The 20745-nt window shown below is 74.8% G+C and carries 17 protein-coding genes; 13 read left to right on the forward strand and 4 right to left on the reverse strand.

The genetic code is table 11. The annotated features are described in order from the left end of the window. Positions 1-130: 130 nt before the first annotated feature. From ACFW6A_RS34665 to ACFW6A_RS34705, 9 genes are all read left to right on the forward strand, one after another. Positions 131-991 carry a TauD/TfdA dioxygenase family protein gene (locus tag ACFW6A_RS34665; RefSeq protein WP_386476615.1) on the forward strand — a complete coding sequence of 287 codons (861 nt, stop codon included), beginning with the start codon at positions 131-133 and terminating at the stop codon, positions 989-991. A gap of 44 nt (positions 992-1035) precedes the next feature. Next, on the forward strand, positions 1036-1821 hold the full coding sequence (locus ACFW6A_RS34670; protein ID WP_386476724.1) for an HpcH/HpaI aldolase/citrate lyase family protein: 786 nt from the start codon (positions 1036-1038) through the stop codon (positions 1819-1821). Between the two features lie 24 nt (positions 1822-1845). Further along, positions 1846-2781, forward strand: coding sequence for a PLP-dependent cysteine synthase family protein (locus ACFW6A_RS34675; RefSeq protein ID WP_200428834.1), 936 nt, complete (start codon positions 1846-1848; stop codon positions 2779-2781). A 31-nt stretch (positions 2782-2812) separates the two neighbouring features. Further along, positions 2813-4654, forward strand: a complete 1842-nt coding sequence (gene asnB, locus ACFW6A_RS34680; protein WP_386645553.1) for an asparagine synthase (glutamine-hydrolyzing) — start codon at positions 2813-2815, stop codon at positions 4652-4654. Continuing rightward, on the forward strand, positions 4651-5712 hold the full coding sequence (locus ACFW6A_RS34685) for a PrpF domain-containing protein (RefSeq protein ID WP_386476622.1): 1062 nt from the start codon (positions 4651-4653) through the stop codon (positions 5710-5712). Before asnB ends, ACFW6A_RS34685 begins: the two co-directional genes overlap by 4 nt. Further along, positions 5709-6815, forward strand: coding sequence for an acyl-CoA dehydrogenase family protein (locus ACFW6A_RS34690; RefSeq protein WP_386476625.1), 1107 nt, complete (start codon positions 5709-5711; stop codon positions 6813-6815). Before ACFW6A_RS34685 ends, ACFW6A_RS34690 begins: the two co-directional genes overlap by 4 nt. Then, complete coding sequence (locus tag ACFW6A_RS34695; protein WP_386476628.1) at positions 6803-8269, forward strand: dihydroorotase family protein; 1467 nt, start codon at positions 6803-6805, stop codon at positions 8267-8269. The genes ACFW6A_RS34690 and ACFW6A_RS34695 overlap by 13 nt, the downstream gene beginning before the upstream one ends. A gap of 1 nt (position 8270) precedes the next feature. After that, complete coding sequence (locus ACFW6A_RS34700; protein ID WP_386476631.1) at positions 8271-10097, forward strand: NAD(P)H-dependent oxidoreductase; 1827 nt, start codon at positions 8271-8273, stop codon at positions 10095-10097. A 101-nt stretch (positions 10098-10198) separates the two neighbouring features. Further along, positions 10199-10540 carry a hypothetical protein gene (locus tag ACFW6A_RS34705; RefSeq protein WP_200428838.1) on the forward strand — a complete coding sequence of 114 codons (342 nt, stop codon included), beginning with the start codon at positions 10199-10201 and terminating at the stop codon, positions 10538-10540. A 57-nt stretch (positions 10541-10597) separates the two neighbouring features. On the opposite strand, the gene ACFW6A_RS34710 is transcribed toward ACFW6A_RS34705, so the two are convergent. The 4 genes from ACFW6A_RS34710 to ACFW6A_RS34725 form a co-directional block, all read right to left on the reverse strand. Continuing rightward, a complete protein-coding gene (locus ACFW6A_RS34710; protein WP_386476635.1) occupies positions 10598-11038 on the reverse strand; it encodes an enediyne antibiotic chromoprotein in 441 nt (146 codons plus the stop codon). 145 nt (positions 11039-11183) lie between these two features. Beyond that, positions 11184-12704, reverse strand: coding sequence for a class I adenylate-forming enzyme family protein (locus ACFW6A_RS34715; protein ID WP_386476638.1), 1521 nt, complete (start codon positions 12702-12704; stop codon positions 11184-11186). Beyond that, positions 12701-14422: a thiamine pyrophosphate-binding protein gene (locus ACFW6A_RS34720; RefSeq protein WP_386476641.1), complete on the reverse strand. Its 1722-nt coding sequence runs from the start codon at positions 14420-14422 to the stop codon at positions 12701-12703. Before ACFW6A_RS34720 ends, ACFW6A_RS34715 begins: the two co-directional genes overlap by 4 nt. Before the next feature lie 93 nt (positions 14423-14515). Continuing rightward, positions 14516-15610, reverse strand: a complete 1095-nt coding sequence (locus tag ACFW6A_RS34725; RefSeq protein WP_386645556.1) for an aldehyde dehydrogenase family protein — start codon at positions 15608-15610, stop codon at positions 14516-14518. 608 nt (positions 15611-16218) lie between these two features. Between ACFW6A_RS34725 and ACFW6A_RS34730 the strand changes: the two genes are divergently transcribed. The 4 genes from ACFW6A_RS34730 to epsC all read left to right on the forward strand — a co-directional run bounded on the left by ACFW6A_RS34730 (position 16219) and on the right by epsC (position 20713). Beyond that, positions 16219-17145, forward strand: coding sequence for a GNAT family N-acetyltransferase (locus ACFW6A_RS34730; protein ID WP_386476647.1), 927 nt, complete (start codon positions 16219-16221; stop codon positions 17143-17145). A gap of 227 nt (positions 17146-17372) precedes the next feature. Continuing rightward, entirely contained in the window at positions 17373-18623 is a 1251-nt protein-coding gene (locus ACFW6A_RS34735; protein ID WP_386645559.1) for an ATP-grasp domain-containing protein, read from the forward strand. Then, complete coding sequence (locus tag ACFW6A_RS34740) at positions 18620-19951, forward strand: ATP-grasp domain-containing protein (protein ID WP_386476652.1); 1332 nt, start codon at positions 18620-18622, stop codon at positions 19949-19951. The genes ACFW6A_RS34735 and ACFW6A_RS34740 overlap by 4 nt, the downstream gene beginning before the upstream one ends. 30 nt (positions 19952-19981) lie before the next feature. Continuing rightward, on the forward strand, positions 19982-20713 hold the full coding sequence (gene epsC / locus ACFW6A_RS34745; protein ID WP_386476655.1) for a serine O-acetyltransferase EpsC: 732 nt from the start codon (positions 19982-19984) through the stop codon (positions 20711-20713). The last annotated feature ends 32 nt before the right edge of the window (positions 20714-20745 follow it).

A 20745-nucleotide genomic window follows, 5' to 3' on the forward strand; every position in this document is an offset into this window, starting at 1 on the left:
TGCCCGGCCGGTCCCGTCCGACCTCCGCCGGGTGTTCTCCCGTGACGGGACGGCCTGGTGCGCCCGATCCCCGCGCGGCCCCGCCCGTCACGGGAGCTCTGGACTCCCGACCCGCTCGGAAGGAATGTTGGTGTCCCTCTTCGACCTACGCAGGATCGGCGGCAGGATCGGCGCGGAGGTGAGGGGCGTCGACCTCTCCACCGAGCTGTCGGACGCCGTCTTCCGGCAGATCCACGATGCGTTTCTGGAGTACAAGGTCCTGTTCTTCCGTGACCAGGACATCACGGATGCCCACCAGCTCGCTTTCGCCGCGCGGTTCGGTCCGCTCACCGCCCCGCACCCGATGATGCGGACGATCGACGGCACCCCTCAGGTGATCCCGGTGGACGGGGAGGACCAGCGTGCCGATCACTGGCACACCGACGTCAGCTTCACCACCGCCCCGTCGCTGGGCACGAGCCTGCGCAGCGTGGTGCTGCCGCCCTACGGCGGGGACACGATGGTCGCGAACGCGGCCGCCGGGTACCGGGACCTGCCGGCGGAGCTGCGGGCGATAGCGGACGGGCTGTGGGCCGTGCACACCAATCACGCGGAGCAGCCGCGGCTCGGCACCGAGCGCGGGGAGAAGGTCCGGGAGGCGTTCCTGGCCCGCCGGTTCGAGGCCGCCCACCCGGTGGTGCGGGTGCACCCGGAGTCCGGTGAACCGAGCCTGTTCCTCGGCGGTTTCGCTCAGTGGCTGGTCGGGATGACCCCGCGCGAGTCGCGGCCGATCATCGATGTGCTGCAGTCGTACGTGCGACGCCCCGAGAACACCGCGCGGTGGTCCTGGCGCCCGGGTGACGTGCTGATCTTCGACAACCGCAGCACCCAGCACTACGCGGTCAACGACTACGACCGCCATCAGCGGGTGCTGCACCGGGTGTCCGTCGACGGCGACGTGCCGGTCGGTCTCGACGGCAAGCGGAGCTACGCCCTGCGGGAGGGCGAGTGAGCACCGCGCCCACCACCGCGCCCACCGGGTCCGGCGACGCGCCCGTGTCCGCCGCCGGTCCTGCGGGGTTCGCCGCGCGGCTGCGCCGCCGGGAGCCGCTGGTCGGCTACTGGATCGCCCTGGACAACCCGGCCGGGACCGAGCGGATCGCCGGTCTCGGCTACGACTACATCGGCGTCGACGGCCAGCACGGCGTGCTGCACCAGCCCGGCTGGCAGTCGGCGATGCTGGCGGTCGACGCCCGCGGCCGGTCCGCCGGGGTGCTCCGGGTTCCGTCGCCCGACCCGGTCGCGATCGGCGTGGCCCTGGACACCGGGGCGCGCGCCGTGATCGTCCCCATGGTGGAGACCGCCGAGCAGACCAGGACCGTGGTGCGGGCCTGCCGGCACCATCCGGCGGGCACCCGCAGCCTGGGCGGTCCGGTCCGGGCCGAGGTGCGGCTCGGGTCGGTGCCCGCCGAGATCGACGAGCAGGTCGCCTGCATCGTGATGATCGAGACGGCGGCCGCGCTGGACGACCTGGAGGCCATCTGCGCGACCGAGGGGCTGGACGCGGTGTACGTCGGTCCCGCCGACCTGTCGGCGGCTCTCGGAGCGCGCTTCTTCGGCGACCCGGCCGCGGCCGACGCGTTGGAGGCGGCGCTGGTGCGGATCAAGGACGCTGCCCGGCGCAACGGCATCGCCTGCGGCATCCACGTCCTGGACGGCGAGAACGCCGCGAAGCGGCTCGCCGAGGGGTTCACCTTCGCCACCGTCTCCAGCGACATCACCCACCTTCAGCAGGCCGCCGCCGCGCATCTGGCCGCGGCCCGCGGCCTCGGCACGGCCTGACCGCACGGCCGGAGAGGGGAAACCGTGACGACAGAGCTCAGCACGCGGGCGTCGGCCGGGTCGGTGGACGACCTGGTCGGACGGACGCCGCTGCTCGACGTGCCGCTGCCCGGACTCGGCGCGTCGGTGCGGCTGCTGGCCAAACTGGAGATGGCCAACCCGCTGTCCAGCGTGAAGGACCGGGCCGCGCTGTTCATGATGCGGGCGGCCGAGGAGGCCGGGCTGCTGCCGCCGACCGGCGGCACCGTCATCGAGTGCTCGTCGGGCAGCACCGGCATCTCGCTGGCCGCGCTGTGCGCCCGGCGCGGGCACCGCTGCGTCATCGTGATGCCCGACAACGCCACCGAGGAACGGCGCCTGATCCTGCGCGAGCTGGGCGCCGAGGTGCACCTCGTGCCGGCCGGGGACGGGCTGATGGCCGCCTGGGCGTACGCCGAGGAGCTGCAGCGGACCGTGCCCGGCTCGTGGGTGCCGCACCAGGACCGCAACCCGGCCAATCCGGCGGCGCACTACGCGACCACCGGGCCGGAGATCTGGCGGGCCCTCGGCGACCGGATCGACGTGCTGGTGTGCGGGGTCGGCACCGGCGGCACCCTCACCGGCACCGCCCGCTATCTCAAGGAACGCACCGGGCTGCACGTGGTGGCCGTCGAGCCGGCCCGCAGTGCCGTGCTGTCCGGCGGCGAGGCCGGGCCGCACGGCATTCCCGGCATAGGCGCCGGATACGTCTCCGAGATCACCGACCTGTCCCTGGTGGACGAGGTCGTCGCCGTCACCGACGAGGCGGCCGCGGCGACCACCCGGGAGGTCACCCGCGCCACGGGCGTGCCCGTCGGAGTCTCCTCCGGGGCCGCCGCCTGGGCCGCCCGCACCGTGACCGCCCGCTCCCGCTGGGCGGGCGCGACGGTCGTCACCGTCTTCCCCGACAGCGGGGAGCGCTACCTGTCGACGGCCCGCTGATCCGTCGTCTCCTCACGAAAGACAGGCAGACATGTGTCGGATCTTCGGTTACTTCAACGCGGCGGCGACGCCGCACGAGATGCGCGCCGTCGCCGCCCTCCAGCGGCACGGTGGCCCCGACGCCACCCGGACCGCGCGGGCCCCCGGCTGGGGCCTCGGCAGCAACCGGCTCGCCGTCGTCGACCTGGACGGCGGGGAGCAGCCCTACGGCCGAGGCGGCCGAGTGCGGGTCGTGTTCAACGGCGAGATCTACAACCACGAGGAGCTTCGGGCCCGCCTGGTGGCACGGGGCCACGACATCCCCGACCGCTGTGACGGCTCGGTGCTGCCGGCGCTGTACCTGGAGTACGGCGAGGAGTTGACCGACCACCTCGACGGCATGTACGCGCTGGCGCTGGTCGACGAGCGCGGCCCGGTGCCGCGGCTGCTGCTGGCCACCGACCACATCGGGATGAAGCCGCTGTACCTGCGGTGGGACGCGGCGGAGCGTTCCCTGCGCTTCTCCTCCGAACTGCCCGCGCTGTTGGGCTTCGGCGGGACCGGCGCCCGGGTGCGGGAGTCGGCGCTCGACGCGTACCTGGCGACCAGGACGCCGTTCGGCACGCGGACCGTGTACGAGGACGTGGACGTCCTGCCGCCGGGCACCACCTGGGTGTGCGAGCTCGGTGGCACCCCGCGGGTGCGTCGGCGGCCCGCCGACGTGGCCGAGGGACCGGTCCCGGACGGCTTCACCGCGGCCCGGCGGGTGCGCAGGACGCTGCGCACGGAGGTGGGCCGGCTGCTCGTCGCCGACGTGCCGGTGGCCCTGATCACCTCCGGTGGTCTGGACTCGAGCCTGGTGACGGCGCTCGCCGCCGAGCGGGGGCCGGTGGACACCTTCAACATCGCCTACCGGGGAGCGTGGCCGTTCGACGAGCGGCGCTTCGCGCGGGAGGTCGCCGAGCGGGCCGGGGCGGCACACCACCAGGTGGAGATCGATCCGACGGACTTCCCCGCGCTCCTGCGGGACACGGTGTGGCATCTGGGCCAGCCGAACGCCGACCCGATCGCGCTGAGCACGTACGCGCTGTTCCGGGCGGTGCGCGAGGCCGGATTCACGGTGGCGCTGACCGGTGACGCCGCCGACGAGGTGTTCGGCGGGTACGAGCGGATGCGGGTGGCGGCCGAGCGGTCCGCGGCGGGCGAGGAGTGGTCGGCGGGGTATCTGGACGCGCTGTCCGCCGCCCCGGCCGCGCTGCGGGCGCGCCTGTACACCGACGACTACCGGGCCCACGTCGCGGCCGATCCGGCGCTGCCCGCCGCCGTCGTGGCCGACCTGCTTCACGGCCCCGGCACGGTCCTGGACCGGATCACCCGGTTCGAACTGGAGCAGCGCCTGCCCGCCTACCACCTGCGCCGGGTCGACCACCTGAGCATGGCTTCCTCGGTCGAGGCGCGGGTGCCGTTCTGCCAGCGGTCGGTGATCGCGCTCGGCTCGGCGCTCGCGGACCACCAGCGGATCCAGGGCGGACAGGTCAAGCGGACGCTGTACGCGGCGGCGGCGGGGCTGTTGCCGGAGCGTGTCCTCGGCCGTCCGAAGCAGCCGTTCACGCTGCCGGTGACGGCGATGCTGCGGCCGGGCACCTCGCTGTGGGAACTCGCCCGGGACCTGCTGGCGACCGGTCGGCTCGGGGAGCGCGGCCAGGTGGACGGCGCGGCGGTCGAGGCGCTCTTCACCGCGCAGGCCGAGCGGCCGGACGACGGCGCCGCGCTCGCGCTGTGGGCGCTGCTCGCCTACGAGGTGTGGCACGAGCAGTTCCGCCGTCCGGTGGCCCTCCCCGAGATCGCGCCGGTGGCGCCGGACGGGCCGCGGACACTGGCGGTGGCGGCGTGATCGGCCATCTCGCGTACGCGGCGGGCAGCCCCTGCCCGACTTTCGTGCTGGACGCCGGACGGCTGCCGCAGGACGACGAGGCGCTGCTCGCGCACCTCGCCGAGGCCCGCCGCTACCTGGTGTCGGCCGGCGGCGCGCATGTGCTGAAGATCGCGCTGGTGGAACCGTCCGCGCACCCCATGTTCGATCTCGACTACCGGTTCGTACAGGCGCTGCCCGGCGCCCCCGACCGGTTCGACCTGCGGGGTTCGTGCGGTCATTCGATCCTGTCGGCGGTGGTGGCCGCGGCCCGTTCGGGAATGCTGCCGCGGCTGGTGCCGGGGGCGCGGATCCGTGTCCAGGTGCTCAACAACGGCGACAGCGTGGTGTGCGAGGTCGACCGGGTGGAGCGGGACGGGGCCGCTTTCACGGTCACCTTCGTGCAGTCGGCGCCGGTGCCTTTCGGCGAGCTGCTGCCCGCCGGAACGCCCCGTACGCCTCTGGTGGTGGGCACCGACCGGACCGAGGTGTCGCTGGTCGCGAGCGCCAACGCGTACGCCTTCGTGGACGCCCGCGACCTCGGGGTGCCCGACCAGGCGGCGCTGTTCGGAGCGGGCGACGAACTCCTGGTCCGGCTGGAGGCGTTGCGGGAGATCGCGGCCGACCGGCTGGGCTGGGCCAAGGACGGGGCCTTCCCGAAGATCGCGGCGGTGCTGCCCTCCGAGGACGGCGGGATCGCGGCCCGGGCCGTGACGGTGCCCGGCTGGCATCCGTCGATCGCGCTGACCGGGGTGGTGTGCCTGGGGACGGCCGTACGGATCCCGGGCACCGTGCCGTGGCGGATCGCCCGCGAGAACGGGGCGGACACCGGGCTGCTGGAGATCGCGACGACGGGCGGCCGGACGGCCGTCACGGCGGTCACGGCGGCGCCCGGCGCGGCCGACGGCGAGGGCGCCCTGCTGTGGGCGACCGTCGCACGCAAGAGCGTCACCTTCCAGGGTTCGTTCGTTCTGACGCCCCTGAGCCATCTGCAATTCGAGGAGGTCGCCCAATGCCTGGCGTTGTCGGGGGCGGCATGAGACCGCTGTTGACGGCCGAGCTGCGCGCCCGGTTGTCCGAATCCGCCGACACGACCGATCCGGCGGGTGAGCCGGACCGTCAGGTGCTGGCCCAGCTGCGTGCGAGCGGCCTGCTCGGCACGGCCGTGCCGGTCCGGCACGGTGGTGCGGGCGGGGACGCGGCGGCGGTCAACCGGGTCGTCGCGGAGATCGCCGCCGTGAATCCGTCGGTGGCGATCGTCGCGTTCCAGCATTTCGCCGTAAGCGCCAGGATCTCCGAGTGGGGCACCGAGGAGCAGCGGGAACGCTGGCTTCCGGGGCTCGCCGACGGAAGCGTGCTGGCGGCTTCGGCGTGGAGCGAGACGGGTGCGGGGGCGGCGAAGCGGAACCTGTCGAGCACCGGGACACGGCTCGCCGACGGGCGGTGGCGACTGGACGGCGCGAAGGCCTTCGCGACCGGCGCCGGGGTGGCCGACACCTATCTGGTGCTGGTGCGGACGGCCGCCGAGGCGCCGTCGGCGGCACCGGGCGGGTACGGATCGGACGGGCAGACCTTCTTCCTGGTCGGTGCGGACACCCCGGGTGTGGTCCCGGAGATCGGTTTCGGTCTCGCCGGCATGCGTGGTTCGGCGACCGGTCTGGTCGCACTGGACAACTGCGTGGTCGCGGACGCCGACCGGCTCGGGCCGGCGGGCGGGGCCGCCTCGGTGATCGCGGGGGTGCGGGAGTCGGGCGCCAGCCTGGGCGCGGTGTCGGTGGGCATCGCGCAGGGCGCGTTCGACCTGGCCGTACAGCACGCGGAACACCACGGGCTGCTCGCGCTTCCGACCGTGCGGCACCGGCTGGTGGAACTGGCGACCCGGCTGGAGGCGGCGCGGGCCGTAGTGGACCGGGCGGGGGCGCGGACCTCGGCCGATCCGGGTCTGACGACGCTGCACAGCAAGCTGCACGCGAGCGTGGCGGCCGAGGAGATCTGCCTCGACGTGGCGCGGATGCTCGGCTCGGCCGGGTACCGCGACGGAGCGCGGATCGTGCGGCTCCTGGCCGACGCGCGGGGCATCGCGTTCATGGGGCCGACCAACGACCTGTGCCGGGACCTGGTGGCGGCGTCGTGGAAGGGCTGAGCGCGGTGCCCGACCTCGTGGTCAGCGGTCGCCGGCTGGTGACGCCGGACGGGGTGCGTGCGGGACACGTGCTGATCGCCGGCGGGCGGATCACCGCCGTGACCGGAGCCGACACCGCGCCGGCGCACGTCGAGCGGATCGACGCGGGCGACCACTACGTGCTGCCGGGTCTCATCGACTCCCACGTGCACTTCCGTACGCCGGGTCTGACGTACAAGGAGGACTGGGAGCACGGCAGCCGGGCGGCGGTCCGCGGTGGTGTCACCACCGTGATGGACATGCCGAACACGGTGCCGCCGACGCTCGACCCGGTCGCGGTGGCGGAGAAGGCCCGGCTGGTGGCGGGCCGTTCACTGGTGGACATGCGTTTCCACATCGGGCTCGATCCGGCCAGGCCCGAGCTGCTGGCGGAGCTCGATCCGGCGGTGGCGACGAGCGCGAAGGTGTTCATGGCCGGCCACCACACGGCGCCCACGGTGGTGCGCGACCCGGTGGTGCTGGAGCGGGCGTTCGCCGCCGCGGCCGAGGGCGGGGTCCAGCTGGTCCTGCACGCCGAGGACGACGACCTGTTCGCACTGCTCGACGCCTGGTGGGGCGATCCGGGCAGCTATCTGGAGTACGAGCGCCGGCGTCCGCGCACCGGTGGCATCGTCGCCGTCGCCAAGGTCATCGAACTGGCCCGGCGGTACGGCACCGCCGCGCACATCCTGCACCTGTCGAGCGCCGAGGAGGCCGACCTGGTGTGCGCGGCGCGGGCCGCCGGATATCCGGTGACCTTCGAGGTCACCGGCCACCACCTGTCGTTCACCGACCAGGACACCCGCAGGCTGGGGGCACGCACCCGGCTCTCGCCCTCGATCCGCGGCCAGCTGGACCAGGACCGGCTGTGGCGGGCGCTGGTCGAGGGGCAGGCCGCGACGCTGGGCAGCGACCACGCACCGCACACCGTCGAGGACAAGACCCGCTCGGTCGCCGACTCGCCGCCGGGGCTTCCCGGCGTGCAGGAGCTCGCGGTCGCCGTGTGGACGGGAATGCGCCGCCGCCGTCCCGACGAGGATCCGGACGTGGCGGCGGCCCGCCTGGTGCGGCACCTGTCGCAAGGGCCCGCCGAGTTGTTCCGGCTGCCGGGCAAGGGGCGTATCGCGCCGGGCGCCGACGCCGACCTGGTGGTCTTCGCGCCGGACACTCCGTGGATGCTCTCGGCCCACGACGTGGAGAGCAAGTGCGGCTGGTCGGCCTACGAGGGCTGGACGTTCACCGGCCGGGTCGAACGCACCCTGCGGGCCGGGCGGACCGTGTGGGACGCCGCGTCGGGGACGTTCGGCGCGTACGACGGCCGGCTGCTCGGGGCGGCCCCGGTCTTCGGGGACGCAGGCCGCGGAGATGCGGACCCGCGGTCCGCGACGGCCCGGGACACGACACCGACGGCGGCGTTCGCCGCACGGGAGGGATGACATGACCAGAAAACGGTCCGTGGTGGTGGCGGGCGGTGGCATCGGAGGACTCGCGGCGGCCGTGGGCATGGCCGTGCGCGGCCTCGACGTGACCGTCGTCGAACGGGCGGGACGGATCGGCGCCAAGGGCTCGGGGCTCGTCCTGTACCCGAACGGGGTGCGCGCGATCGACGCGCTGAGCGGACGTCTCGGGGCCCGGATCCGGGATGTCGGCCACGTCACCCGGCGCGACGAGGTGCGGATCGTGATGGAGGCGGACGGCACGGTGCTCGCCGAGGAGCAGGTCGGCACGTCCACGGCCGCGCTGGGCGCCCCGCAGATCCCGGTGCTCCGCAGCGCGTTGCACCGGGCCCTGCTCGACGAGGCGCTCTCCGCCGGGGCCGCCGTCCGCCTCGCCACCGCGGTGACGGACTACATCACCGGGCCCGATCAGGTCACCGTCGTCCTCTCGGACGAGCACGGCATCGACTGCGACGCGCTGATCGGAGCCGACGGCATCCATTCGGCGGTCCGGGCCCAGATGCTGGGCGACGGGCCGCCGCACTACCGCGGTTACACCTCGGTGCGCGGCCGGACCAGCGGCTCGGCGCTCGGAGCGCGCGGGCACGTGGTCAACGGCCGGGGGATCCAGCTGTTCGTCGCCCCGGTGGGCGGCGACACCCTGTACTGGACCGCCAAGATCACCGCACCGCCGGGGGTGTGGCCCGCGCTGGGACCGGACGGGGCGCGGGCGGCGCTGCTGGAGGCCATGGACGGCTGGCACCCTCCGGTCGTCGACCTGGTGCGCGAGGCCGTTCCCGAGGACATCGTCGTCACCGACATCCACGACCGCGATCCGGTCGACAGCTGGGTCGACGGCCGGGTGGCGCTGCTCGGCGACGCCGCCCACCCGATGGTCCCGGCCCTCGGCCAGGGGGCCAACATGGCCCTCGAGGACGCGCTGGTGCTGGCCGAGGCGCTGGCCTCGGACGCCGAGGTGCCCGACGCGCTCGCCGACTACGCCCGCGAGCGCGCGTCGCGCGCCGGGGCCGTCGTCCTCGCCTCCCGCCGTCAGGGCTCCCTCGACCAGGGCGCCGACCGGGCGGCCGAAGAACGCCGCAACGCCCATGTCCGTTCCGCCGGCCGCAAGGACCTGGCACTCACCGACGTCCTGGGCTGGCGGCCCGGCGACCGGGACCCCCGACGGCCCGCCGGGCCGTCCTCTCCGATGACCACCCTCCGTCCGAAGAAAGGGCCCTCCGCCATGCCGGCACCGCACATCGTCCTGATCAGCGGATCGCTGCGCCAGGGATCCACCTGTGACCGGGTGGCCGACTGGTGCGCGGAGCGCTGCGCCGAGCAGGGCGCCTCCGCGCGGGTGTTCACCGGCGCGGAGATCGACTTTCCGGCGTACCGGCCGGGGCTCGGCACCTCGCACGCGGCGGTGGCCGGGTTCCTCGACGAGCTGCGGGCCGCCGACGGGGTCGTCCTGGTGTCGCCGACGTACCACGCCACCCTCTCGGGACTGCTGAAGAACGCCCTCGACTACGTCAACGACATCGACGGCCCGGTGCCGTACCTGGAGGGGCGGCCGATCGGCACGGTCGCGGTCGGGGCGGCGGCGCAGGGTGCGGTCTCGACGCTGACGACGCTGCGCACCATCGGGCACGCGCTGAGGGGCTGGCCGACGCCGGTGGGGGTCGCCGTCGACCGGGTGCCGGCGGCCGACACCACCGGTGGGGAGCCCGCGCCGGACACGGCGCGGCTGCTGCAGATGGTGTCCCAGGTGGTGTGGCTGGGCAGCATGCGGGCCGCCGAACGGAAGACGGTCCTGGGGGCCGTCGCCTGAGTGCGGCAGGCGGGTGGGGACTTCCCGGCCGGGAGCCGGCCGGGAGCGGCGAGGACGCCGCGGAGAAGCACAGAGAAGCGCAGAGAGAAGGAGAGGGTTCGATGTCGTCGTCCCCCGAGTCCGCCGTGTCCGGCGGGTTCCACCCGTTTCCCGCCCTGCTGGGGCCGGTCTGGCGTGACGCCAACGTCCGGTCGGGGCCGTCCCTGGACAGCCCCGTGATCCGGCTGCTGCTGCCGGACGCGGCCGTCGGTTACGAGGCCGAGGGCTGGTCGCCCGGTGACGAGGTGGTGGAGGACCAGCACCGGGACGGGGTGATCACGAGCGCGATCTGGTTCAGGCTCGCGATCGGTGGCTGGTCCAGCGCGGTCAACTTCGAGCCGGAGACGGTCGCGGTGGTCCTGGCCGACGCCGCACCCTCCCCGAGCGGGAGCCAGGCTCCCTGACGGGGGGTCGGGTGCGGCGGCGCCACGGACCGCGCGACGTCGTCAGCCGGCCGGTGCTCAGGCGAAGGTGATGCGCTGGCCGCCGCCGACGCCCTGGGAGTCGCCGAGGCCGACCTGGCAGGCGGTGACACCGCAGTCGACCGTGCCGGACGGGGTGCCCTCGGCGCCCTTCACGGCCTGGAAGACCTTGTGCACGGTGAACTGGGTGCTGAGCTTGCCCTGGGCGTCCGCGGTGATGTCGACCACGGTCGACGGGTCACAGCCGTAGGCGCCCGAGGCGACGATCTCGCACTGGGCGACGTGGTAGACGGCTCCCGGGGTCAGGCCGGTGCCGTTGACGGTCACCGTGGCGCCGTCCGCGAGGCCGCTGGCCGGGGTCACCGAGACCACCGGGGCCGCGGCCATCGCGGCGGGCTGGAAGGCGACGGCCAGGCCGGTGGCGAGGGCGGCGGTGGCGCCGACGCGAGCGATGAGGCCGAGCGTGTTCTTGACGGTCATGCGAGAACTCCAGGATGTGAAGGAGGGGAAGCGGCCGCTCCTCTTCCGGCGGCCACCAACGAATTTAGCGATCTTGACGGGCCCTCACATCTTCGAGGTTGCTTCATAAAACTTACTCAAAACGGGACATGAAACAGCGATACGGTCACGCGACGGCGGTCGTCGTGCCGGAAGCCCAGTCGCGCAACCGCGCCCGGTCGGACTTTCCGCTCCCGGTGCGCGGCAGCCGCGCCACCACGCGGACCGCTCGGGGGCGAGCGTGCGGGGGGAGCGCGCGGCGGCACGCCTCGGCGACCCGGGCGGCCACCGCCCGCTGGTCGGGATCCGCGCTCTCCGCGAACGCCCAGACGGTGTCGCCCCGGTCACCGCCGCCACGGACCCCCACGACCGCGGCGTCCAGGACCCCGGCCGCGGCCCGTACCGCGTCCTCGACGACCGTGGGGGCCACGGTCTCGCCGTGCACCACGAGCACTTCCTTGATCCGGCCGCGGACCGTGAGCCAGCCGTCGGCCGTGACCGCGCCGGTGTCGCCGGTGCGCAGCCAGCCGTCGGCGGTGAACGGGGTGCGGTCGAGGCCGCCGGTGGCCGGGTCGAGGTAGCCGAGCATCAGGCTCGGGCTCGCCACCTCGATCTCCCGGCCGGCACCGCCGAGTCGGGCCCCGACGCCGTCGAGGAGCCGCCCGACGGTGCCGGGGCGCAGGTCTCCCGGGGCGTTCAGGGCGACGTTCGGGCCGGCCTCGCTCAGGCCGTAGCCGTCGTGCAGGGGCGCCCCGGTGACGGCGAGGAAGTCGGCGTACAGGGCGGGCGTCAGCACGTCGCCGCCGCAGCCGCGGATCCGCAGGCCCGCGAGCAGCAGGGCCGCCTCCGGGTCCCGGGCGGCCTCGGCGGCGAGCATCCGGTACATGGTGGGCACCCCGTCCAGCGAGGTGATGCCCTCGGTCGCGAGCCGGGTCAGGGTGGTCCGCAGGTGGAAGCCCGACTCCGCGTACAGGTGGGCGCCGGTGGCCCGCCACACCCGCAGCACGCTGTAGCCGTAGGCGTGCCGCAGCGGCAGCGGGAGCAGCAGCCGATCGGCGTCGGTGACCCGCATCCGGGCGGCGGTGGCCCGCCCCTGGTGGACGAGGGCGGCGGCGGGGACGGCGACCGCCTTGGGGTCGCCCGAGCTGCCGGAGGTCCAGAAGACGGCGGCGACCGGGTCGGGGACGTCGAGCGGCCGGGCGGCCCCGGCGACGACGACGGGCACTCCCGAGCCGGTGACGCGGATCCGGGCCGCCGGGGCGATGTGCCGGGCCGGGGCCGTGCCGTCGAGCAGCAGCGGGGCCCCGACCGTCTCGGCGGCGAGCGCGGCGACGACCGCGGCGAGCGGATGGTCGCAGGCGAGCGCGACCGCCCGCCCGGGCCCCGCCCCCGCGGCGGCGAGCCCCCGGGCGGCCTCGTCGACCAGCCGGGCGAGCCGGCCGGCGGGGACGGCTTCGCCGTCGACGGTCAGGCGGGGGGCGGGGCGGGGGGCGGGGCGCGGGGCGGGGCGGTCGAAGTGGTCGGCCGGGCCGGGAATCCGGGCGACCGGCCGGCCGGCGGAGGCGGTGGTGGAGCCGCCGGAGACCGCAGCGGGGGTCGGCGTGCCGGCCGGGCCGGGGAACGGGTGGGTCCGTGGGCGGGGGGTCATGCCGCCGCTCCGGACGACGGGGTCTCGGGGGTCACGGGACCGGCGAAGAGCCGGCGGACGCCCACGGGGACGTCGGCGTCGTGGACGGGGACCGTGATGACGGTGGTCCGGCCCGCGGCGTGCGCCTCGGCCGCGGCGGCGAGCGCGGCGGTGAGTTCCGCCGGCGTCGTGCAGCGCACCGCGTCGCCGCCGAGGGCGCGGACGGCGGCGTCGGCGTGGGAGGGGGCGGTGAAGCGGGTGAGGGCGTCGGGGGCCCGCTCCTCGGCGCGGGCGAACCGGGGCCAGCCGTAGCCGCGGTTGTCCAGGACGAGGACGGTGAGGCCGAGCTTCAGCTCGGCCGCGGTGGGCAGCGCGGCGAGCCCCATCTCGAACGCGCCGTCGCCGCACACCAGAACCGTCCTGCGGGCCGGATCGGCGACGGCCGCGCCGACGGCGGCCGGGAGCCCGAAGCCGACCATGGTCTGCTCGCCGGGCGTGACGACCCGGGCCCCGTCGCCGACGGAGACCACCGGCCAGTGGTAGCCCCACATGTCGTGCAGCCCGTTCTCCTGGACGAGGGTGGCGTCGCGGCCCACCGACTCCTGGAGCAGCCGCAGCGCCCCGGGCACGGTCAGGGCGGCCCCGTCCGTGTCGGCGGGCACGCCGCGGGCCCGCATCTCCGCCCGTACGGCGGCGATCTCGGCCCGGCGGGCGGCCACGGCGGCTGTCTCCGGGGCCTGCGCCCCAAGGGCGTCGGCGAGCTGGCCCGCGACCACGGCGGCGTCGCCGAGCAGGGCGGCCTCGGGCTCCAGGGCGGACAGGAACACGGCCGGGTCCACGTCGACGTGGACGAGCGTCTTGTCGTCGAGCCCGTCCCAGCCCATCCGGGCGGTCTCCTCCAGGCGGGATCCGATCGCGAGGACGACATCGGCCTCGGCGAGCAGCCGGTCCGCCGGTGGCGTGGTGTAGAGGCCCACCAGGCCGCAGGCGAGGGGGTGTTCCTCGTCGAGGACCCCCCGCCCGGCGGCGGTGGTGAAGACCGGCGCGCCGAGCAGTTCGGCCAGGCGCCGCACGGCGGCGCCCGCGCCCGCGGGCTTGCAGCCGCCGCCCACGACGACGACGGGAAGGCGTGCGGCGGCGAGCAGCGCGGCGGCGCGGCGGACCTCCTCCGCGTCGGCGGCGAAGCGCAGGCGGCGCACCGGCGGAGCGGGGCGGCGCTCGGGCGCCGGAGCGCGCAGCACCTCGTCGGCGATCTCGACCAGGACCACGCCGGGGGCGCCGTTGACGGCGAGGTGGACGGCGCGGCGCAACGCCCAGGTCAGCTGACGGGGGTCCTCCACCAGAAAGGTCCACTTGGCCAGCGGGGCGGCCATGGCGGCCTGGTCGGTGTGCTGGAACGCGCCCCGGCCGATGCCGAGCGCGGGTACGCGGGTGGTGACGACGACGACCGGGGCGCCCAGCGAACCCGCTTCGAGCAGGCCGGTGAGGGCGTTGGCGAAGCTCGGGCCGGAGTTGACGGCGAGGACGGCGGGCCGTCCGGAGACGGCGGCGTGGCCGATCGCGGCGCAGGCGCCCGCGCGCTGGTCGCGGACCCCGACGACGCGCAGCCCGGGCACGGCCCCGGCGGCGTCCATCAGACCGGGATCGTCGGACGGCAGGCCGACGACGAGATCGCATCCGGCGTCCGCGAGGGTCCTGGCGACGACGTGCCAGGGATGGTTCTCGGTGCTCACGCTCACGGGTCGGCTCCTCATCGGTTCGGTGGAACGGGGCACGCGTACGGGGCGCGGGCCCGGGTGCGGGGACGTCGCGGTGGCCGGAAGCGCGGACGGTCAGGGCTCTGTGCGGATCCGGGACCGGGGACCGGTACCGGGGCCGGCGGGCGGGCCCGCCTCGGCGGACAGCAGCAGGGGGCGGCCGGACACGGTGCCGTGGCGGCGGACGTTCCCGGCCAGCGGGCCGTAGCCGCCGAAGGGGCGGTTGCCGTCCTCGGCGTCGAAGGTGACGCGCTCCTCGCAGACCACGCTGGTCGCGATGCGCGACCTCCCGGCGAAGGCGGGTTCGCCGAACACCGAGGCGTACATGCCGCGGGCGGACTCCTCGGCGGAGCCCAGCCAGCGGGCGACCTGGTCGGGGGCGTCGTACGCCATGGTGAGGACGACGGGGGAGAAGAACTCCGGCGGGTGGAAGTCCTCCTGCCACGGCAGGTGCAGCAGCGTCGGCTCGACGGTGTGCCGGGCGAGGTCGGTCCGGCCGCCGCGGACGGTGAACTCGCGGTGCGCGTCGAGGAAGGCGGCGGCGTCCTCGACGGCGTCCGGGTAGACCAACGGGGCGACCCGGGTAGAGGGGTCGCGCCGGTCGCCGACCCGGATGCCGGCCAGCGCGTCGGCGAGCCGCGGCACCAGCGCGCGGACCTGCGAGCGGTGGACGAGGACGAGGTCGGTGCACAGGCAGTCCTGGCCCGAGTTGTACAGCCGGGCGTCGAGCACGGCGCGGCACACGGCGTCGGGGTCGGCGTGGGGCCCGACGACCACCGGGTTGGGCCCGGAGCCGAAGGAGAGCAGCAGGGTCCCGGCCGGAAGCCGGGCGGCGACGGCCGCCCCGTTCTCCGGACGGCCGGTGAAGACGACGGCGTCGGAGCGGGCGCAGTCGGCGAGGAACTCCCGCTGGGTGCAGGGGGTCATGACGATCCGTCCTGCGCCGAGCCGGCGCAGTGGCGGACCGAGGATCTCGTGGACGGCGAGCGCGGCGCGGGCGACCCGGGCCGAGGGGCGCAGCCGGATCTCGTCCGTGTAGAGCGAGGGGACGACGCCGAACAGCACGTAGGAGTAGAGCAGGTTGTTCGACGGGAGGAAGGTGGCGAGGCGGGCGAGCCTCCGGGGGGAATTGCGGAGCAGTTCCCAGGGGGCGCCCGCCAGCGCTCTCACGGAGCGCATAATTTCGTCGGCGGCTGCCTGGGCGGTGGCGATTTCGGTGAGTACCGTGAGCAATTCGGTGCGGTTCCGCAGAAGAACGTCGACGAGTTTCGGAACCACGTCACCCGCAGCGGCGTGAACCGGCTCGGGGGAATCTTCCGTTCGACCGTGGTGCCGCGGCGCACGTGTGTCCACGCTCGCCTCGATGACGCCGCCGTACATGCGATCACCCCTTCGCAACCACCCTGAGCTAAGGGTTTGCTCACCGAAGCGTCTCGCGGGCGGCTGCGCCGTCGCATCTCGGTTCGTGCTGCGTTCAGCCGTGTTCAATCGCGGAGAGGGTCACCAAGCATTCTCGGAGAAGGACGTCACAGCTTTGGCAAGTAGCATCTCGGACTACGCCGGGACCCCCCCGTACCGGCGCCGGAATCCGGTCCGTCAGAGATGAGGAGGAGTGCTGTGAATACCAGAGAATTCCGTTCCACAGCATTCCTTTCACTGTCGGTACCGGATTCCGGGACCTGCCTGGGGGCAGGCCGCGACCGACAGCGGCCCGCCACGGGCTCCCGGACGCTCCGGCCCGACCGCCGGACCCGATTTCCCAAGGACGGGAGGCACCTATGACCCCGCACGGGCAGCTCACCGTCAGACGCCCGACCGACGTCTCGCCGGACAGCCTGGTCCGCCTGATGCGCACCCACGAGAAGAGCCTCACCGGCGTGGCCACGTACACCCGCGAGGACGCCCTTCGCGCCGCCGGGCACCCCGGCTACGAGGAGAACAGCTGGTGCCTGACCGGCCCCGGCGACGAAGTGATCGCCTGGGCGGCCCTGACCCCGCGCGGCAACGAGCTCGACGCGGTGCTGACCGCGCTGCCCGGCCGGCACGGCGTGAGCGCGGCCCGCACCTTGCTGTGCCTGCTGCTGGACCGGGCCGACGCGCTCGCGGTGGAGAACGGCAGGCCGTACTCCGTCACCGTCGGCGACGTGCTGCGGGGCGACGAGGTGGTCCCGACGGTGCTGAAGGAGGCGGGTTTCGTCCGCGGCGCCACGACCGGCCAGTACGACATCGACCTGACGGCGGACGCGCTGCCGATGGTGCTGCCCGACGGCGGTGCGGTGCGCGCGGCCGACCTCGACGACCCCGGCGAGCTCGCGGCCCTGCACGCACTGCACCGGCGCTGCTCGGCCAAGGGCCCCAGAACCGAGGACGCGGCGGTCTACGCCGCGGCACTGCGCAGGTCGCGGGACGCCGGTGGAGCGGCGCTGCTCCTGGAGGTGTCCGGTCGTCCGGCCGGCCACGTCCTGACGACCGGATCCGGGAACGAGGGCCGGGTCCTGGAGGTCGCGGTCGCCCCGGCCTTCCGCGGGCTCGGCGTCGGACTCGCCCTGCTGACCGCCGGGTTCGCCGAACTGCGCGCCCGTGGCGCCGTACGCGCCCTGACCACGCTGGAGACGGGCGACGTGCACAGGGCCGAGGCGTTCGTGCCCGTCTTCGCCGTGACGGGCGCACGGTCGCTCACCCGTTTCCGACTGGGCCCTGCCTGATCCGCTCGGGCTCCGGTGGCCGCCCCTGCGGCCTCCGGATGCCCCACCACGGCGAGGGACGCACTCCCGACCGAGTCCGTCCCGATGTCTGACACGACGATACCGACCCGCCCCCGCGCCGGAAGACGTCCGTCGGGACTCGGCGCTTCTTCGTGAAGTCGCCGCCCCGCCGGATGGCGACGGCCCCGTGCCGACTCACCGACCAGGCCCAGAACGGAGCCCCCGACATGACTCCCACCGGTGCACCCAAGCGGCTGCTGATGGTGATGCCCTACAGCCAGTTCGTCCGCAAGGCCGCCGAGGCGGGCTTCGAGGTCTGGGCGATCTGGGACCCCTCGCTGCGCGAGCGGGAGTACCTCGACGAGGTCGCCGAGCACGCGCGGGAGCTGCTGCTCACCGACTTCTCGGATGAGGAGGGGCTGCGCACCCTGATCGCCGCGACGGTCCGCGCGCACGGCATCGGCCACGTGCTGCACCTCGGCGCGGAGGAGTCGATGCCCCCGGTCTACGCCGAGGCCGAGGCGCTCGGCGTCTCGCCCAACCCGGCGGCCGCGATCGGGGTGCTCAACGACAAGGCGGCGATGCGCGAGCTGCTCGCCGGGTACGGTCTCTCGGCGGTGCGCTCCGCATCCGTCGCGACCGCCGACGACGTGTCCGGCGCGCTGGCCGGTCTGCCGCTGCCCGTGGTGGTGAAGCCCGCCCGTGCCTCCGGCAGCCGGGGCGTCGCGCTGATCCGCGACGCGGCCGACCTCGACGAGTGGACGGAGCGGGTCACCGCGGCCGGGCTGTCCGGACCGTACCTGATCGAGGAGTACCTGCAGGGGCCCGAGTTCAGCGTGGAGACCCTCTCCGCCGACGGGGTGCACCACGTCATCGGCATCACCGCCAAGCACACCACGGGCGCGCCGTACTTCGTGGAGACCTCGCACGTCCACCCGGCGCCGCTGGCCGACGCCGAACGGACCGCGATCCACGCGGTCGTCATCGGCCTGCTCGACCTGGCCGGCTACCGCTTCGGCCCGGCGCACACCGAGGTCATCCTCACCGACCGGGGTCCGCGCGTCGTCGAGTCGCAGACCCGGCTGGGCGGCGACCGCATTCCGCTGCTCATCGAGACCGCCTCCGACTACGACATCGAGGCCGCGATCTTCCGGACGCTGGCCGGTGAATCGGTGGAGCCGCCGCGGCCGAAGCACACCGCGTCCGTCGGCTTCTTCCTGCTGCCCGCCGGGGAGCTGCGGTCGGTGACCGGACTCGACGCGATCCGGGCCCTGCCCTACGTCCAGGCGCTGCACTTCCCCCACTCCATCGGGGACGTCCTGCCTGCCACCACCAACTCGTTCACGCGCCACGGCTACGTCGTCGTCGACGCCGAGTCGCCCGCCGAGGCCGCCGACCGGATCGCCCGGGTCCGCGGGCTGCTGCGCGTCGACGTCCGCGAGACCGCCCTGGCCGCTCCGAAGGGAACCCACCGATGAGCACCATCGAGCACGCTGCCCCTGCCCCCGGCCCCTCCTCCGCCCCGGTCCCGGCCGCGCCGACCGGCCGGAAGACCGTGCTGCTGATCGGGGGCGTCGACGCCCACGTGGAGCGTTACGCGGCGCTCGGCGTCACGACCGTGCTGATCCAGCACCCGGACAAGGTCACCGAGTACCAGACCCGGGCCGCCGACGTGCTGCTCGTCGTCGACTACACCGACTGGGACACCGTCCGGCCGTTCGCCGAGGCCGCCCGGGCCGTGTACGGCGTCGACGCCGTCGTGTCGCTGACCGAGCCCGGGGTGACCCCTGCGGGCCGCCTCGGCGACCTGTTCGGGCTGACCGACGGGCGGCGTCACGAGGTGAGCCGCCGGATGCGCGACAAGTCGCTGATGCGCCGGCACCTCGCCGAGAACGGGCTTCCGGTGCCGCACGCCGCGCTCGTGGAGGGCCGGGAGTCGCTGGACGCGTTCGGCGAGCGGGCGGGCTACCCGTTCATCGTCAAGCCGGTCTCCACCACCGCGGGCTTCGGCCTGCTGCGCGCGGAGGACCGCGCGGACCTGGACCGGGTGTGGGCGCGGATCCAGGAGATGGACGGCGGCCGCACCGACCGAGGCTCCACCATGTTCACCGTCGACGGCTTCCTGATGGAGTCGTACATCGACGGACCCGAGTTCAGCGTCGAGGCGCTGAGCTTCGCGGGCCGCCACGTCGTCGTCGCCGTCACCGAGAAGTTGACCAGCGAGGAGCACTTCGCCGAGCTCGGGCACGCGGTGCCCGCGCGGCTCGACGCGGACGACCGGGCGGCGCTGACCGACGCGGTCGAGGAGTTCCTGACCGGGATGGGCGTCACCGACGGCCCCAGCCACACCGAGATCCGGCTCTCCTCGCGCGGGCCCCTCGTCATCGAGTCGCACAACCGGCTGGGCGGCGACAACATCGTGGAGCTGGTCGAGGCCGCGTACGGCATCGACATGATCGCGTACGGCACGGCCTGGCCGCTGGGCCTGGTCGAACCGCTCGCCGCCTCCCCCGAACCGAAGGGTGCCGCGGTGATGCGCGCGGTGGTGCGCGAGCCCGGCACCGTGACGGCCGTCGCGGGCCTCGACGAGGTCAGGGCACGGCCCGACGTGCTCGCCGCGCAGGTCAACGTGGGCCCCGGCGACACCGTCCGGCCACTGCGCGACAACTGGGACCGGCTCGGCAGCGTGGTGGTAACGGCCGCCGACACCGACAGCGCGGTCGCACTGTGCGAGCGGCTGGTCGGCGAGTCCCTCCGGATCGACGTCGAACCGGCCGCCGCGGCGACCCCGGCCCTGGCCGCCTGAGCGACGGCCGCACCGAAAGGAGCCGACCCCATGACCGAGGAGACCGGACTGCTGCGGACCCTGGCCGAGGACCTTTCCGTCGTCGTCGCCCGGGACCCGTCCCTCACCAGCCGCCGCGAGGCGCTCGGCCACACCGGACTGTCCGCCGTGTGGGCCCACCGCGTGTCCCACCGGCTGTACGGCCGGGGCATGCGCACCGCGGCACGGACGATCGCCCGGATCTCCCGGCGGCGGACCGGGGTGGAGATCCATCCCGGTGCGGTGCTGGGCCGGCGGGTGTTCATCGACCACGGCGCCTCCGTGGTGATCGGCCAGACCGCCGTCGTCGGCGACGACGTGACGATCTACCAGCAGGTGACGCTGGGCGCGGTGGGCTGGTGGGCCGACAACCAGCGCCCGCCGGGCGCCCGCCGCCACCCGGTGGTCGGCGACGGCGTGATCCTCGGCGCGAACGCGACCGTGCTCGGTCCGGTGACCATCGGCGACCGCGCTCTGGTGGGGGCGATGGCGACGGTCACCGAGGACCTGCCGCCCGGCGCCCGGGTGTACGCGGCCCGCTCCGTGGTCCGTCCGGCGCCGGGGCCGCGGGCGGTGCCCCCGCTGGAGGCCGGACCCGTGTCGGCGGCCCGTACGGGCGCCGGGCCCGGCGTCCCGCCGGCCGCCGGCCGGACAGGCGGCCCCGTGGGCGCATCCGTGGGCGACCGGCCGCCGCTGTCGGTCTCCGACGCCGTACGGGAGCTCGCCTCGGCGGGCTCCTGGTGACCCCCGCGGCCGTCCCTCCCCCGTCCCCTCCC

Source organism: Streptomyces sp. NPDC058758 (assembly GCF_042746075.1).
Taxonomy (GTDB): Bacteria; Actinomycetota; Actinomycetes; order Streptomycetales; family Streptomycetaceae; genus Streptomyces.

Coding starts and splice junctions, on each gene's coding strand:
- ACFW6A_RS34715 (WP_386476638.1), bottom strand. CDS start 12,704: ATGACCCCCCGCCCACGGACCCACCCGTTCCCCGGCCCGGCCGGCACG.
- asnB (WP_386645553.1), top strand. CDS start 2,813: ATGTGTCGGATCTTCGGTTACTTCAACGCGGCGGCGACGCCGCACGAG.
- epsC (WP_386476655.1), top strand. CDS start 19,982: ATGACCGAGGAGACCGGACTGCTGCGGACCCTGGCCGAGGACCTTTCC.
- ACFW6A_RS34735 (WP_386645559.1), top strand. CDS start 17,373: ATGACTCCCACCGGTGCACCCAAGCGGCTGCTGATGGTGATGCCCTAC.
- ACFW6A_RS34710 (WP_386476635.1), bottom strand. CDS start 11,038: ATGACCGTCAAGAACACGCTCGGCCTCATCGCTCGCGTCGGCGCCACC.
- ACFW6A_RS34690 (WP_386476625.1), top strand. CDS start 5,709: ATGAGACCGCTGTTGACGGCCGAGCTGCGCGCCCGGTTGTCCGAATCC.
- ACFW6A_RS34730 (WP_386476647.1), top strand. CDS start 16,219: ATGACCCCGCACGGGCAGCTCACCGTCAGACGCCCGACCGACGTCTCG.
- ACFW6A_RS34740 (WP_386476652.1), top strand. CDS start 18,620: ATGAGCACCATCGAGCACGCTGCCCCTGCCCCCGGCCCCTCCTCCGCC.
- ACFW6A_RS34700 (WP_386476631.1), top strand. CDS start 8,271: ATGACCAGAAAACGGTCCGTGGTGGTGGCGGGCGGTGGCATCGGAGGA.
- ACFW6A_RS34705 (WP_200428838.1), top strand. CDS start 10,199: ATGTCGTCGTCCCCCGAGTCCGCCGTGTCCGGCGGGTTCCACCCGTTT.